This is a genomic window from Pontibacillus sp. ALD_SL1 (assembly GCF_017355605.1).
Genome location: NZ_CP062974.1, coordinates 2,662,061 through 2,677,001, shown reverse-complemented (window position 1 = coordinate 2,677,001; position 14,941 = coordinate 2,662,061). Strand labels below are relative to the sequence as shown.

Here is a 14,941-nt window from a genome sequence, read left to right as displayed (position 1 = left end):
ATTCGATTGATGGAGATAGGGGATGCAGGGATGATATCAAAACAAAAGACGGTGGCCTTATGGAGTATATGGGCAATACTCTGGCCAGGGGTCATTACCACGGTGTTTGTAGTAACGAACCCACAGATGCAAGGAGGGGAGTTTGACCTTCTTTCTTTTGCATTTATGATGGTGATTGTGGCGCTCTTTCCAATCGTCATTCATAATAGCCCGATTATTTTCATTCACGGGATAAGTCTTGCTGTATTTTTATATTTTGGGTTATTTTTTGAAATGATTATGACACAGATTGCCTACATTGTATCAATATCAAAGGTGAAACTCTCAAGGCCTTACTGGTACAAACTCCCTCTTAATTTAACGATGTTCCTATTTGTATCACTAGGCTCTGCCCTTTTTTATTATGCATTAGGAGGGTCCCATGGGCCATCGGCTTTTGCAACGCCGAGTGATGCAATTCCTATTATTGGGTATGTGTTGTCTCAGTTTATCCTGAACCATGTTTTCATATATTTTGTACGGAATTATTTTCTGGGGAATAAGGGAACGATTTTTGATAAAGAGTTCTTCTGGGATTTAGGGAACACAGCCATTGTGATGCCGATCGGATTTGTTTTATACGTTTTATATATGGAAATAGGTGAAGCGGCAATCTACTATGTGGGCCTTCCGTTTGTTGGTTTATCCCTTATTTTAACTCTCTACTACGCTAGTCAAAATGTGAACGAGTATTTGCAAAAAGCAAATGAAATTGGACAAGAGCTTACAGGGCGCCTAAAAGTAGGTGAAGTACTAGACCGGTTTGTAGAAAGTTTGACTGTGCTTTTTCATGTCGATTATGTTTATATTTTTGATCGGAAGAATAAAGATGATCTTGAATTAATAAGATATTTCGATGGGGACAAAAATATCGGGTTTCAAAATCCCCAATTCTCATCATTTGAAGGTGTCAGTCAGTCCGTGTATGCTAGCGGCCAACCTGTTCTCTATCAGTCTAGAAAAAAGTGGAGACATATTCGGTCAGATCTCATTCCTAAAAAAGTAGAGAGCATTATGTCTGTTCCTATTGAACGAAATAACAAGATTGAGGGTATTATTACCATTGCCTCTCATAAGAAAAGGTCATATGAGAAGTTTCAGCTCATGCTTGTGGGAATTCTAGCTAACTATATGGCTGTAGCGATTCAGAATGCAAGGCACTATGAAGAAACGAAGCGAAGAAGCGAGCTTTGTCCGTTAACGAAACTGTACAATTATCGTTACTTTGAGAATCTTGTTAGTGATTATGCAGACACCTATGAGCAAGTAGGGGAAAAGGTATATGCGTCTGTTATATTGTTAGACTTGGATCATTTTAAGAGAGTGAATGATCAGTACGGGCATGAGAGTGGCAATGAGGCACTTTGCGAGTTAGCCGTCCGTTTATCGAACATCGTAGGAGATGATGGTACCGTTGCTCGTTATGGAGGGGAAGAGTTTGTAGTCTTCTTGCCTGGAGTGGGTAGAGAAAAAAGTCTTGCCATAGCAGAGGAACTTCGTCACCGCATATCTTCGGTCCCGTTTCGTCTTAAAGAACATATTACAGATCACAAAGGAGCCATAGAGGCTTGGCTAACAGCAAGTATTGGAGTAGCGACTTTCCCTGAAGATTGTGAAAGCCCTGTTGAACTAGTCAGGCACGCTGATCGGGCGATGTACGTGGGTGCGAAGCAACAAGGGCGTAACAAAGTGGCGAGCTATGAAAGGGTCTTAGAAGCGGCTGAGTGATGAACTCAGCCGTTTTTTATTGAAGTAATAAATCCTCCACATAGTCGATGGTCGTCTTTGAAACGGGAATAGCCCTTCCATGCGATAGCCTAAATCCTTAAACTGGAATAAAATTAGGTCTTGTATAGTGACTGAAATAGGACCTTTTAAATACCTTTACTTTATTATACAATGATTCTATAACATTACATTTTATACAGAAATATAGGTTTTACAATTAAATTTTGTAGAAGTTTACGGAATAATGTCTCTGCATGATAGGGATTTCCTTACTTTAGTACTAGTTTTGAGATAGAGGAAGAGGTGGGATTTTGGCTGGATATATCGGTGCTCTCATTGCAATAGGAATTTTGTTAATAGGGGTTTCCTACATACCTATACATATGGATCGTAAAGGGAAACTCTACTTAATAGGAGCTTCCGCTTTAATTGCTTTGGCGACGTATGCCTCAAAGGTTACATTCACCTGGTGGCAGAGTAGTTTAATTTTAGTTTTATTAGCTTTTCTATTGGCGTTATTGCTAAACCGACGTTTACAACAGTTCATACTAGTACGTGATACGGGAACGTCTGTATCAAATGAACCGGTACATAAGGGTGTGGAAGACATTGAACCTGTTGCTTTAAGTAAAGATGACGAGATGAAAAAAGAGAAAAGTGACTCAATCATTTCTTCAACGGTTGAAGGAGAGTCCCTTTCTGACGATAGTAAAGAAGAGGAGGTTCTTCAGGAAGAGTTATCAGATGTTGCTCCAGATCTCGAAGAAGAACCGTCGGACCTGGATGTCATAATTGAAGAGGAACCATTGAATACAGATAAACCTGTTGTTTCTCCTGAAGAAGAACTTTTAGCCGCCCGTTCTGATTGGGTTGAGGGAGATGGTGAAGAGATAGAAGACGTTCAAGAGGACGCTTTTGTCGAACGATCCTCTATCTTAGAAGTCATTGAAGAAGATTACACAGAAGAGGACAACGTCGATCGAACAGTGGAGGACTCTGCTCCTGAATGGGTTGATCAAGATGATGTACTTGAGCCTGTTGGAGAAATGGATGAAGAAGAATTTACGTTGAGAGATGAGGTTCTGGAAGACTTTGAGTCGTTAGCCAGTGAAGACGTTGATCAAGAAGAGGTTGAAGTCGAAGGTCAAGAGGTTAACGAGTCTGGATTGTCTGCATTTGAAATGGTAGAGCATATCGAGGATGAGCAGGATGCACTGGAGGAGGAAGCTCCGCTAGAAAGAGAGTCTTCTAAAGGGTCAGCTACACCATTAAAGAGTGTGTTCCAAACGCAAATGCTTCATACTCTTGTGGAGGAAGTCATGGTCCAGGAAGAGATCTTGTCTTCTCACAATTATGAACAGTACGTAAAGCAGTTCTTACAGCCTTCATTGCCAGCTCAAGACTACTATACATTTGCCTCTTTGCTGGTGCAGCATCATATTCGAAATCAAAATTACCAAGAATTAGATGAATGGCTCCCTGAACTAATGAATAAGTTTTCTGATTATCCCATTATTAAAGAGGAACTTCAATATATAAAAGACTTCGCGAAAGAACACGTAACAGATTCATAGACTACTAAGGAAATAGGTGTGATGAACAATGAAAAGAAGTCATGAAATTACGGAATTACCCATTATAAGTATTGTTGATGGTAAGGAAGTTGGAAGAGTTAAGTCACTTGTCATTAACCCAGATGAGGGGCACGTTGACTTTCTAACGATTGAGCATAAAGAGTGGCAAGTAAGTGTGAAAGCAATCCCTTTTAAGAAGGTTATTGGTGTTGGGGAGTATGCAGTCACAATTGAGAGCAATACAGCGATTCTTGATCTGGATGAGATCCCTATTGCGAATGAATTAATTAATAAGAAAGTAAAAATTATTGGCTCTAAAGTTATGACCCGAAAAGGGCAACTTATTGGGGAAGTTACCGAGTATTATGTGAATGATGACACGGGCAAAGTGATTGCCGCATCTGTCCAAATGGGGGATAAAGAAGTGGTATTAGATAGCACTTCTGTCGTTACATATAGCGAGCACATGACGATTGTGAGCGAAAAGGCGTTAATGCAGTATGTCACAACCCTTGAAGAGCTGACAGGTGAACCAAGTGGGCCTCAAGAGCAGCGAGTCGACTCGCCCCAACAAGAAACGGTAACGCAGGAACCGGTGGCTGTAGCTGCAGAAGAGAAAGTGGAAGAGACAGTTCCTGCTCAGAAGGCTGTAACGATTCCGGAAGAAAAGCCAGCTTTTTCTGCGCAAGATGAAGTAGAGAGTACGCTTATAAGTGAAGGAACAACAGGAGAATGGAGTCAAGACGTTAACGAAGATCCTTCACCACAGCTTGAGCTCGTAGAAGAAGTGACGCCTGAGGGAGAGGTGGCTTCAGAATCTCTTATATCTGATGAAGTCGAAGAAATGATAGAAGAAGAGGAGAAAGAAAAGCCAGCTTCCAAACTAGAAGGTATTCATAACAAGCAGCTGGAACTTCTTAAAGGAAAAGTGGTTCAAAAAGATATCGTCGACTCTCGTGGAAACATTTTATTTAACGAGGGTGATCAGCTTACAGAAGATGATGTAAAGCTCGCTCAAGATCAAGGGCCTAGCGTCGTCGTTGATCTGACGATGAGTGTTGAAGGCTAAACCATAAAAGATAGGGAGAATGCGTTGTGGATAAACGGTGGGATTTGAAATTTTTCATGTACCTCCTGGCAATGGCCCTGTTTATTTATGGATTCTCTGTTGGTGGGGCATTTGCTTATGATGTTGTCATGGCAGGGCCTAAGACATATGAAGAAGGAACAACAGTAGGGGGAGTATCGGTAGATGGACTAACGCGCCCAGAAGCTGAGAATGCTCTTAAAACCAGAGTGCAAGAATGGCTTGATCTACATCCGGTTGAAATGATGACAGAAGAACAATCCATTGTATTGTCAGAAGAATTCTTAACTGTGGATGTAGCTGACACACTAGAAAACTTAGAAGGGGGAACCGTTAATCCGCTCTCCGTTCGGTTTAACCGATCGGCTCTAGAAGGACAAAAAGAGGCATTTGGTGAGGAAGTGTACGATCATTTGCTCCTCGATCAGCTTACTGCTGATATTAAGTCACAAGCCGAAGTGTTGTCAGATAAATCGTTGACCTATTCTGTTTACGATTATGTTAGTAGCGGGACAGAATCGCTATTCAGTGTTATTGCAGAGTATAATCAGAAGATCCCTGATGGGTCTGATGTATTTACGTATACAAATGAATTAGAGGGTTTGGTTATAGAACCGAAGTCAAATGTATCTTTATTAGAACAAGTCAATAACGTTCCTCTCCAGAATCAAACCGCACTAAATGTGATGGCATCTGGTTTATACGGAGCTGTATTGCAAACAAACTTTGATATGATCCAGAGGCACATTAGCCAACACCTCCCTACATATGCGGAAAAGGGGAGGGAAGCGAGTGTGAACTTATCAGAGGGACACGACTTTGTCTTCTTCAACCCGAATGAGTCCTCTTATAAGATACAATTCGAGGTGAGTGAAGACACGCTTACCGTTCAAATTGTAGGGTACCCGATTTCAAGGGAATATGAAGTCCTCATTCAAAATGAGCGTGAAATTGAACCACGCACCATTATTCAGTATAGTGCCTTTGCAACCGGAGCAAAAGTGCAAAGAGAAGGCGAAACAGGGCTTGCTTATGACGTGTTCAGAGAAATCTATAATCAGAACAATGAGGCCATCGATACTGAATTTATTACTCAGGATTACTATGCTCCTGTCCATACATTAGAGGAGCGTCCAGAGCCTGTTGAACCTGCTACCTCAGACAGCGGGGGCACGGACCAGAGTGGCTCGGACTCCGGGAACGATAATGGTTCAGGTAGTAACGGAGATAATCAAGAGAAAGATGATTCTGAATCAAATTCAAATGGTTCAGAAGATGACACAAATCCTAATAAGTCGGATGATTCCACAACCAAAAAGGGATCAAAGGAAGGTTTATCGGGAGATTCTGACGATAATAACGAAGGGCAAAATTCTGACGGAACAGACGGAATATGGAGTCCCGATGAAGGTCCATCTAAAGGGGAATAACGTTAAGGAATGCGGACTCGATATAAGGGTTCGCATTTTCCTTACGAAGAGAGTGAGGAAAACGTAAAATGGCAGAACGTAAGCGTCTGGGTGACTTGTTAAAAGAAGCGGGCATGATTAATGAAGGTCAAATTAAAGAAGCATTAGAGACAAAAGAAAGTGGTCAAAAGTTAGGAGATGTGCTGTTAGATAAAGGATACATAACCGAGCAGCAATTAATTGAAGTTTTAGAATTTCAGCTAGGCATTCCTCACATCTCTTTATACCAATATCCAATCGACACGAATTTGCTGTCGCTGATATCAAAAGATTTCGCCAGACGAAACATTTTAATACCGATTAGTAAAGAAGAGAATGAAATTGTTGTCGCCATGAATGACCCGATGGACTACTATGCGATTGATGACCTACAAATCTCAACAGGTTTTCGAATCTCTCCTGTAATCGCAACAAAAGACGAAATCTATCAGGCGATTAACAAGTACTATAATTTAAACAGTGGGGAAGATTTAGAACCGTCAGATGACCCTGATGATGCACCGGCCATAAGGTTATTAAACCAAATGCTACAAGCAGGCGTTCAAATGAAGGCTAGTGACATTCATATTGATCCTCAAGAAACGAAAGTGCTAATCAGGTACCGTGTAGATGGCGTCTTACGAACGGAACAGGGACTTTCAAAGTCTATGCAAAACTCATTGACCGCTCGTGTGAAAATTATGGCTAACTTGAATATTACAGAAGTTCGTTTACCTCAAGATGGACGAATTAAGACGTTCATTGATCATACCCCTGTTGACTTGCGAATATCGACCTTGCCGACCGTTTATGGGGAGAAAATTGTCATACGAATTTTGAATCTCGGTAGCGCAATGGGCAAACTGAGTGACTTGGACTTTAACAAAATTAACTATAAACGTTATCTCGAATTAGTCAATCAGCCCTCAGGTCTTGTTTTAATTACAGGTCCTACTGGTTCAGGAAAGTCGTCTACGTTATACGCTTCTTTAAATCATCTGAACACAGACGATGTCAATATTATTACAGTAGAAGACCCTGTTGAGTATCAATTGGATAAAATCAATCAAGTTCAGGTGAATGCAAATATTGGTCTCACCTTTTCAGCTGGTCTCCGTTCAATCCTGAGACAGGATCCGAACATCATTATGGTCGGAGAAATTAGAGACTCAGAAACAGCAGAGATTGCGATTCGAGCATCCTTAACCGGTCACCTCGTATTTAGTACGCTTCACACAAACAGTGCCATAGCTACGATCCCTCGTTTGATTGATATGGATGTTGAGCCTTACTTAGTCATGTCATCTGTATCTGGTATTGTCGCTCAGCGGCTCGTACGGAAAATATGTCGTGATTGTAAAACAGCCTATACACCGACTGAACTAGAAAAAGAGTTATTTCATAAGCGAGGGCTTAAGGCCGAAACGGTTTATAAAGGAGAAGGTTGTAATAGTTGCCAGCATACGGGTTACAGAGGCCGCATGGCCATTCAGGAAGTGCTCACCATTGATGAAACGATTCGGAAAATGATGATGAACAACGGATCTATGTCTCAGATTAAGGAGTACGCCTGGAAGAAGGGGATGATCTTTTTAGTTGATGATGGCTTGCTTAAAGTCAAGCAAGGACATACGACGACAGAAGAAGTGTTGCGTGTAGCTAAAAGTGAGTAAGGAGGTGTGTTCATGAAAGAGCGATTTGAGAAACTGTTAAGGGCAGCATTTGAGTTGAAAGCTTCGGATATCCATATAACGGTCGGTGTGCCTCCGATCTTTCGATTGCACGGAGATTTAAAGCAGTACGGGAAAGAAACGATGCGACCAGATGATACATTGGGGATGGCGAAAGCGATTCTGTCAGAAACACTATGGGATACGTTTAAAGATAAAGGAGAGGTCGACTTCTCCTACGGAATCCCTGGTGTGTCACGTTTTCGTATTAATGCTTACCACCAACGGAATTGTGTATCACTAGCTGTTCGAATTGTGCCGACAGAAATCCCTACACTAGATGCCTTACATATGCCTAATGTATTAAGAGAAATTGCTGAGAAACCTCAAGGGCTTGTGCTCGTTACTGGACCTACAGGAAGCGGAAAGTCAACAACGCTTGCATCCATGATTGATTACATGAATAACTCGATGCGTCGACATATTATTACACTCGAAGATCCAATAGAGTATTTACACTCTCATCGGTATTCCATTATCGATCAGCGGGAAGTAGGGTTCGATACGAATAACTTTGCCAATGGCTTACGTGCTTGTTTGCGTCAGGATCCTGATGTCATCCTAGTCGGAGAAATGAGAGATTTAGAGACAATCTCGACAGCTATTACAGCTGCTGAAACAGGACATCTGGTATTAGGGACACTTCATACAACCGGAGCAGCAAGCACCATTGATCGAATTATCGACGTGTTCCCACCTAATCAGCAAACGCAAGTACGTATTCAGTTAGCTAGTGTCCTTCAATCCATTGTGTCACAGCGCTTGTTTCAGCGTAAGGACAAGAAAGGGAGGCGGGCTGCTACTGAAGTTCTTATGAATACGTCTGCTGTTAAGAACCTTATCCGGAATGAGAAGATTCACCAGATTCCTAATATCATTCAGACGTCCAAAGCCCAAGGCATGCACACTCTTGATTTTTCTGTCCGTGCTTTAGTGGAGGAAGGGGTTATCACAACAGAAGCGGCCGCCCCGTTTTTAGAAGAGAGGGGGCAATAGAGAATGGCTTACTTCAAGTACAAAGCTCGTACACCTAAGGGGAAGATGAAGGAAGGACGTATAAAAGCTGACTCTAAGCGAGAAGCTGTTGGGAAATTAAAAGAAGAGGGGATGACCGTTGCAACCATTAATGAGCTGAACAGCATTTTGTATAAAGATATACAACTAGGGAGTCAGGTGAAAAATAAAGAATTTGTCATTTACCTTCGCCAGTTTGCGACGTTGCTTGAATCAGGTATATCGCTCATTCAATCTACTTATATTTTAAAAGAACAGACATCTAGTAAAGCACTTCAGCGAGCACTCACCCAAATAGCAGAAGATCTTGAAGGAGGTCTTTCCTTCTCTGATGCGGCAGAAAAGCATCACAAGATTTTCCCCGATTTATTCGTCAATATGGTTCGGGCCGGTGAAGCTGGAGGGAACCTTGATGAAATCCTTGACCGGCTTGCTGGTTATTATGAAAAGCAGTACGACACACGACAAAAGGTCATTTCAGCTCTCGCATATCCGGTCGTTGTGTTGGTTATTGCCATTGGGATCGTGATCTTTTTATTAAGCTTCGTCGTGCCCAGGTTTGCGGATATGTTCCTGTCCTTCGGAGGCGATATCCCTCCGATTACACAATTTGTGATGAGTTTAGGGGAAATTTCACAGAGCATGTGGTGGTTGTTTATCGTAATTCCACTTCTTGTTTATGGGGGAATTCAGTATATGAAACAGTACCCACGATTCTCTTATGGACTCGACCTTGTGAAATTAAGAATTCCTATCTTTGGTCCTCTTATTCAAAAGGCGGTATTAGCTCGTATGACACGGACGATGAGCTCATTATTTAATAGTTCTGTACCGATTTTACAAGCGGTTTATATCACAGAGCGTATTGTCGGCAATAAAGTTGTCGAATCGGTCCTGAAAACGACAAGAAAATCCCTTGAAAAGGGAGAATCCATGGCAGCTCCGATGCAAAAGCACTGGATCTTTCCTCCTCTTGTGACTCAGATGGTTTCTGTTGGGGAGAGCTCTGGTTCTTTAGATCATATGCTAGGGAAAGTGGCTGATTTCTATGAATCTGAGCTAGATTACGCAACAGATCGGATTAAAAGTTTAATAGAACCTATAATGATTGCTTTCCTTGCCCTGATCGTCGGCGGGATTGTAGCAGCCATTGCCATCCCAATGTTCTCTATTTTTGAACAAATTGGGTAAATGTGCTAAATTCATAAGATAATAGTGGTAATCATGAGACGGATTTACTATAATGGGTGTAGATGATTACACGTATGAAGATACCACCGGAAGCGACGAAAGGTTGGCTGTATATGGGCACTTAGCCACCCTGGAGCGAGTAGTGCAACCGACCGTACATAACAACAGACATGTTCATGGTGTGGTCGTTTTTGTAATGAGAGTTTCATAATTATTTATTATAAAAAAGGGGAGAACAGACTCATGTTAAAGAAGTTTCGTCAATTGATGAACAAAGATGAGAAAGGTTTTACGCTTGTTGAACTACTTGCAGTTATTGTTATTTTAGGGATTATTGCGGCGATCGCAGTGCCTAGTATTGCTGGAGTTATTGAGAATAGTAAGAAAGATGCAGTGGTTAGAAGTGCTGAACAAGCATTGGAAGCAGCTCGATTAAAAGCGCTATCTGAAGATGACTATGATTTTACAGCATCTTTCGCTACTCTGGCTTCTGACGATTATTTAGAAAATAATACCTTCACTGGTGGCGTGAAAGTAGAAACTGACACTAATGGGGACGAAAAATACAGTGTATATGTAAGTGGTGGAAACGGATATTCACTAGGAAGTGAGTCCGCATATAAAACTAAAGATCAAATAATTAGAGATAATGTCTCAAAGATTACAACTACGGATTGATAACTTATTTATACCCCTGTATTTACAGGGGTGTTTCTTTTAGAAAAAAGTAGAAGGTGATAGATAAATTGTATACTTTCAGTTATGCGATTGTTTTTACTGTAGGGTTGGTTTTGGGTTCTTTTTTTAATGTGGTGGGTTTCAGAGTACCGATTAAAGAGATGAATAGGAGTTCTAGATCTCAGTGCCCAAATTGCAAATACACATTAAACTGGTATGATTTAGTGCCGATACTTTCCTACATAACCATAAAAGGCAAATGCCGCAAATGTAAAACGAGTATTTCACCCCTATACCCGATAGTCGAAGCGGCTACGGGATTTTTGTATGCTTATAGCTTTATACGATTTGGCTTCTCCACTGAACTTATCGTTGCACTCCTTTTCACTTCGTTACTCGTTATTATTACAGTAACCGATCTAAGCTATATGCTTATTCCTAATGTAATCCTACTCTTTTTCTTACCGCTTCTCATTATTGGTAGAATTGCTTCCCCTCTTGACCCATGGTGGGATTCGTTAGCGGGAGGGGCGATAGGTCTCATTTTAACAGCCATCATTATTATTGCTAGCAAGGGCGGTATGGGTGGTGGAGATATGAAGCTGTTTGGTGTCATTGGCGTTGTGCTTGGATTGCCAGGAGTGCTGTTAGCTTTTTTCTTATCTACTTTATACGGATCTCTCATAAGTGGAGTGTTGCTTTTGTTTAAAAAGATTGATCGGAAAAAGCCAGTTCCATTTGGACCCTACATTGTGTTAGGTGCTTTAACGAGTTATTTCTTCAAAGCTCCTATTATTGATTGGTACCTTCACTTATTCTAATCAGAAAGGCAGGTGACTGAGTGTGTTCAAGCTTAGAAAGTCAAAAGAGCGCATTAACATTATATTTAAAGACCATGTACTCCGATATATAGAATGTGACACTCCGGAGCTAACGGGTATAGTGGATTGCGGAGAACGTTATCTGGAAAGTGGGATTATAGAAGAAGGTAAGATCGTGGATGCAAGGAAACTCTCTTCTATTATTGAGGAGTTGGTTGAAGAGAAAGAGTGGCGTAAGAAGAAAGTATACTTTAGCGTGCCAGATGCCTCCGTTATTATTAAACCGTTTCATATTCCGAATGATTTAAAGACGGCTGATGAGGTAAAGGGATACTTGTATATGCAGATCGGTGAAGGGTTGCATCTTCCTTTTGAAGAGCCCGTATTTGATTATGTCGTGTTAGAAGAGAAGACGAATATGAACGAAGTGCTCTTGTTTGCCTATCCGGAATCACGGGTTCGGGCTTTTGAGTCAGTTCTATTAGATGCGAATACGAAACCAGCTGTAGCGGACCTGACTTTTTTGTCTTTATACCGTTTATATTATGATTTGGATCATGCCCGTTCAGAGGATCATTTACTGTCCCTTCAGTGGAATTTGGATGGTGTCGTGTTAACGGTTTTTCATAATTGCCATCCTCAATTTACACGTTACATGAAGAGTGGATTAGATCCTAACTTGTGGGAAGTACCGGTTGAAGGGGATACAGACGTACGTTTTACAGGTGATGATCAAGAAATCGAGGCCTATATGGAGGAACAGATGAGAGAAGTCGAGCGCATTATGAACTTCTATCGCTATTCTGTCACAAATGGCGAATCCGCTGTTACAAATCTATTAATCTCAGGTGATTTTCCTTTGTTACATAAAGTGTATGAAAAGTGCCAGCGCGATTTACAGTTGAACGTAAAAATGATAGACTCTAAAGAATTTTCAATAGCCGAAGACGGAGTCATTCCATTTCGATATTCAGAGTCCGTTGGCTTAGCCCTGAAACCATAGGCGGGTAGACGTTAGGGGGATCGAAAGTCGATGAAGGTAGAAATAAATTTACTTGAACAGAAAGAGAAACAAAATTTGGTGCCTTATTTAATGGCTCTTGCGACTGTCCTTGCCATTCTCTTCATTTGGCTCCTCCTTTACATGGACAAGCAAAAAGCTTTAGATGAAGCAGAAGATGTGAATAGTCAAATTCAGCAAGTGAGAGTAGCGCAACAGGAGTATCAGGAAGCGCTGAAAGATGAAGTTCAGACCAATCGTCTTGAATTGCAGCGTTCTGTTGAGGCATTAGAAAGCAACCTTTTCCCTGCAGTCTCACTTCTTGAGCGAATGGTCTCGTTGTTGCCAGAGCGTGGATTCTTTGAGCGCTACGTCTATGTTCGTCCTCAATCGCTGCTTCTTTATGTTCGATTCGATGACTTTCAGGATGTGGCAGCTTATACAAATACGCTAATTGAAGAAGATTATGTGGAAAATGTGTCGGTCCAACAAATTACGTCGAACGTACTCGAGGAAGATTTAGACCCCACTCAGTATAGACCGAGATATGTGGCTGAATATGAAGTGACACTTAATAAAGACCTATGGGAAGAGAGGGGGCAGGACGATGAAGATTGAATGGAGACGAATACATACGATTGTTGTCGTTTTACTTGTCATCGTCTTTCTCGCTTTTTACTGGATTGTTCACTCTCTCTATGTAGATCCAGCTCTTCAAGAAGTCGACCGAGTGAAATCTTCACTTAATAATGAGGAAAGAATACTCAATTCACTTGCCGATCAAAAAACAGAGCAGCAGGATCTTACCTTAAAAACGTCGCGAGAATTGCAATTAAAGCTCCCGGTTCTGCCTGTTCAGGACCAAGTCATTCTGGCTATAGAGCGGGCTGAAAACGTGTCTGGAACATATATTGAGTCAGTTGTTCTAGATGGTGACGAAATGATAGAAACAGGAGAAAATGAGGGTGGAGATACGGTTGAACCGACCAGTGAAACAGAAGAAGAAGTGGCAGAGGAAGCAGAAGAAGCATCAGCTGTTGATTCCCCTCCTGTTATGCCATCGGTGAATGCACTTACGTACCAAGTCAACGTTCAGGCAAATAGTTTCAAAGATTTAACACTTTTTCTTGAAGAACTAGAACAGATTCCTCGCCTGGTAAGTTTTGATGAGATCGAGTTTCAACCAAATGAATCTACTACTGATGAGGGGGAACAAGTTTCTTTTCTTGTAACCTTTTCTGCATTTTATGAACCTGATTTAAGCGGATTGCAAGATGAACTTCCCCAATATCATTATCCTGAACCCTCTCAAAAAGAGACGCCATTTGAAGATGATGAGGATTTATCCGAGGCTGAACAATAGAGCCATGCACACCCTTTCAATATGAAAGGGTGTTTTTATGTCTTTTTGCCAAATCATGGCGAAAAGACGAGAACCCCAGATGACAGAAGTCGCCTTTCTTTTCTCTAGTCGTGTGATAGATTGAAACAAACTAGTAGAGAAATGAGGGGAGCATGTGGACAAGCACAATAAGATCTCCGTTCGTATTAATGGAGAAGATACGTATCTTGACCGGGACAAAGATGTGAAGGAAAAGAATGTTACAGATGAGTTAGTCGTCGCCAAAGAAGAGCAGGCGTCTGCGATAGAGGAGTGGATGGAAGAGCAAGAAAAGAAAAAGCAGACTGATGAGGATGTAAAGGAAAAGCTACCCGTTTATGAGCGGAACTATTCTCCTAAGAAACGATCGTTTTCTCTTCCATCTGAAATGAAGCAATTATTAATTGCTGCAGCTTCAGCCATTCTTGTGGGAACACTCATCGGTTTTATTATGATTCGAATCTTTGGTGGTATTGAGGGTAGTGCTAATGGTGGGGCTCAGCCTGCTATGCCAGCGCTTCAGCCGGGAACTTCTCAAGGTCAGGGGGGAGTAGCGGGTAATGGGAACGCGCAAGCTCTTTCATTTCCTGGGGTTTCTGCCTTTGTTGTACAAGCTGGGATCTTCTCAACTGAAGAGAAGGCAAAAACGTGGGCTAGCAATTTATCTGAAAAGGGGTTAGAGGGTTATGTCTGGCCTAGGGATGGACAATTTTATTTATTTGCAGGCGTAGCTTCATCTAAGGAGAATGGAGAGAAGATAGCTACGTATTTAAAAGACCAAGGATTTGAAACTTTCGTGAAAGAGTGGCATGTAGGGAGTGGCGACAAAAAGGTAGCGCAAGCTGAAGGGACATGGATTCAATCTGGTGTGGAGGCGTGGAAGAATGTATTGCCAGCCACAACGTCCTTAATTGAAACAGGTTCAGGATCTGCTTCTGAATTAGCAGCTAAGGTTGATGCTTGGGAGCAAGCGATTCCAAATGAAGCTTCAGAGAGAACAGCTCCAATCCAAGAAAATTTTAATCAATTTAGCCAAGCAGCCCAAGCATTTGAACAGAATAAAAGTACAAAAAGTCTTTGGGATATGCAAACGAGTATGCTTTCTGTATGGCATGCTTACGAACAATATCTGAAGTAAATTGAAAAGGTGCTCCCTGTGAGGGAAGCACCTTTTTATGCTTAAGCTTTGTTCATATTGAGAATCGTTAAACATGATCGGAACTAACACTTAAGTAAGAGTGCATAATAAA

At 41.5% G+C, this 14,941-nt stretch carries 13 protein-coding genes and 1 riboswitch; all 13 genes read left to right on the top strand.

Annotation, left to right across the window (positions count from 1 at the left end):
* The first annotated feature begins 30 nt into the window (after positions 1–30).
* The 13 genes from IMZ31_RS13650 to IMZ31_RS13590 all read left to right on the top strand — a co-directional run bounded on the left by IMZ31_RS13650 (position 31) and on the right by IMZ31_RS13590 (position 14,829).
* Complete coding sequence (locus tag IMZ31_RS13650) at positions 31–1,767, top strand: sensor domain-containing diguanylate cyclase (protein ID WP_207527865.1); 1,737 nt, start codon at positions 31–33, stop codon at positions 1,765–1,767.
* A 311-nt stretch (positions 1,768–2,078) separates the two neighbouring features.
* Positions 2,079–3,341, top strand: coding sequence for a hypothetical protein (locus tag IMZ31_RS13645; RefSeq protein WP_207527864.1), 1,263 nt, complete (start codon positions 2,079–2,081; stop codon positions 3,339–3,341).
* Positions 3,342–3,369: 28 nt separating this feature from the next.
* A complete protein-coding gene (locus tag IMZ31_RS13640; protein WP_207527863.1) occupies positions 3,370–4,410 on the top strand; it encodes a PRC-barrel domain-containing protein in 1,041 nt (346 codons plus the stop codon).
* A gap of 26 nt (positions 4,411–4,436) precedes the next feature.
* On the top strand, positions 4,437–5,858 hold the full coding sequence (locus tag IMZ31_RS13635) for a VanW family protein (RefSeq protein ID WP_207527862.1): 1,422 nt from the start codon (positions 4,437–4,439) through the stop codon (positions 5,856–5,858).
* A 68-nt stretch (positions 5,859–5,926) separates the two neighbouring features.
* The gene (locus tag IMZ31_RS13630) at positions 5,927–7,549 is read left to right on the top strand and encodes a GspE/PulE family protein (RefSeq protein ID WP_207527861.1); all 1,623 of its coding nucleotides are present in this window, start codon (positions 5,927–5,929) and stop codon (positions 7,547–7,549) included.
* A gap of 12 nt (positions 7,550–7,561) precedes the next feature.
* Complete coding sequence (locus tag IMZ31_RS13625) at positions 7,562–8,602, top strand: type IV pilus twitching motility protein PilT (RefSeq protein ID WP_207527860.1); 1,041 nt, start codon at positions 7,562–7,564, stop codon at positions 8,600–8,602.
* Positions 8,603–8,605: 3 nt separating this feature from the next.
* On the top strand, positions 8,606–9,811 hold the full coding sequence (locus IMZ31_RS13620; RefSeq protein WP_207527859.1) for a type II secretion system F family protein: 1,206 nt from the start codon (positions 8,606–8,608) through the stop codon (positions 9,809–9,811).
* A gap of 79 nt (positions 9,812–9,890) precedes the next feature.
* Positions 9,891–9,974: riboswitch (cyclic di-GMP riboswitch) on the top strand.
* An 80-nt stretch (positions 9,975–10,054) separates the two neighbouring features.
* Complete coding sequence (locus IMZ31_RS13615; protein ID WP_207527858.1) at positions 10,055–10,489, top strand: pilus assembly FimT family protein; 435 nt, start codon at positions 10,055–10,057, stop codon at positions 10,487–10,489.
* Between the two features lie 68 nt (positions 10,490–10,557).
* Positions 10,558–11,310, top strand: a complete 753-nt coding sequence (locus IMZ31_RS13610) for a prepilin peptidase (RefSeq protein WP_242705568.1) — start codon at positions 10,558–10,560, stop codon at positions 11,308–11,310.
* Positions 11,311–11,332: 22 nt separating this feature from the next.
* Positions 11,333–12,313 carry a type IV pilus biogenesis protein PilM gene (gene pilM / locus IMZ31_RS13605; protein WP_207527856.1) on the top strand — a complete coding sequence of 327 codons (981 nt, stop codon included), beginning with the start codon at positions 11,333–11,335 and terminating at the stop codon, positions 12,311–12,313.
* 30 nt (positions 12,314–12,343) lie between these two features.
* On the top strand, positions 12,344–12,928 hold the full coding sequence (locus tag IMZ31_RS13600; RefSeq protein ID WP_207527855.1) for a hypothetical protein: 585 nt from the start codon (positions 12,344–12,346) through the stop codon (positions 12,926–12,928).
* Positions 12,918–13,673, top strand: a complete 756-nt coding sequence (locus IMZ31_RS13595) for a hypothetical protein (protein WP_207527854.1) — start codon at positions 12,918–12,920, stop codon at positions 13,671–13,673. Before IMZ31_RS13600 ends, IMZ31_RS13595 begins: the two co-directional genes overlap by 11 nt.
* Before the next feature lie 154 nt (positions 13,674–13,827).
* Positions 13,828–14,829 (top strand): SPOR domain-containing protein, encoded by a 1,002-nt coding sequence (locus IMZ31_RS13590; RefSeq protein WP_207527853.1) that lies wholly within the window; start codon positions 13,828–13,830, stop codon positions 14,827–14,829.
* Positions 14,830–14,941: the final 112 nt, after the last annotated feature.

Bases quoted from the DNA above. Each gene is read 5' to 3' on its own strand.
- IMZ31_RS13650 (WP_207527865.1), top strand. From the start codon at position 31: ATGATATCAAAACAAAAGACGGTGGCCTTATGGAGTATATGGGCAATA.
- IMZ31_RS13640 (WP_207527863.1), top strand. From the start codon at position 3,370: ATGAAAAGAAGTCATGAAATTACGGAATTACCCATTATAAGTATTGTT.
- IMZ31_RS13630 (WP_207527861.1), top strand. From the start codon at position 5,927: ATGGCAGAACGTAAGCGTCTGGGTGACTTGTTAAAAGAAGCGGGCATG.
- IMZ31_RS13625 (WP_207527860.1), top strand. From the start codon at position 7,562: ATGAAAGAGCGATTTGAGAAACTGTTAAGGGCAGCATTTGAGTTGAAA.
- IMZ31_RS13620 (WP_207527859.1), top strand. From the start codon at position 8,606: ATGGCTTACTTCAAGTACAAAGCTCGTACACCTAAGGGGAAGATGAAG.
- IMZ31_RS13615 (WP_207527858.1), top strand. From the start codon at position 10,055: ATGTTAAAGAAGTTTCGTCAATTGATGAACAAAGATGAGAAAGGTTTT.
- IMZ31_RS13600 (WP_207527855.1), top strand. From the start codon at position 12,344: ATGAAGGTAGAAATAAATTTACTTGAACAGAAAGAGAAACAAAATTTG.
- IMZ31_RS13595 (WP_207527854.1), top strand. From the start codon at position 12,918: ATGAAGATTGAATGGAGACGAATACATACGATTGTTGTCGTTTTACTT.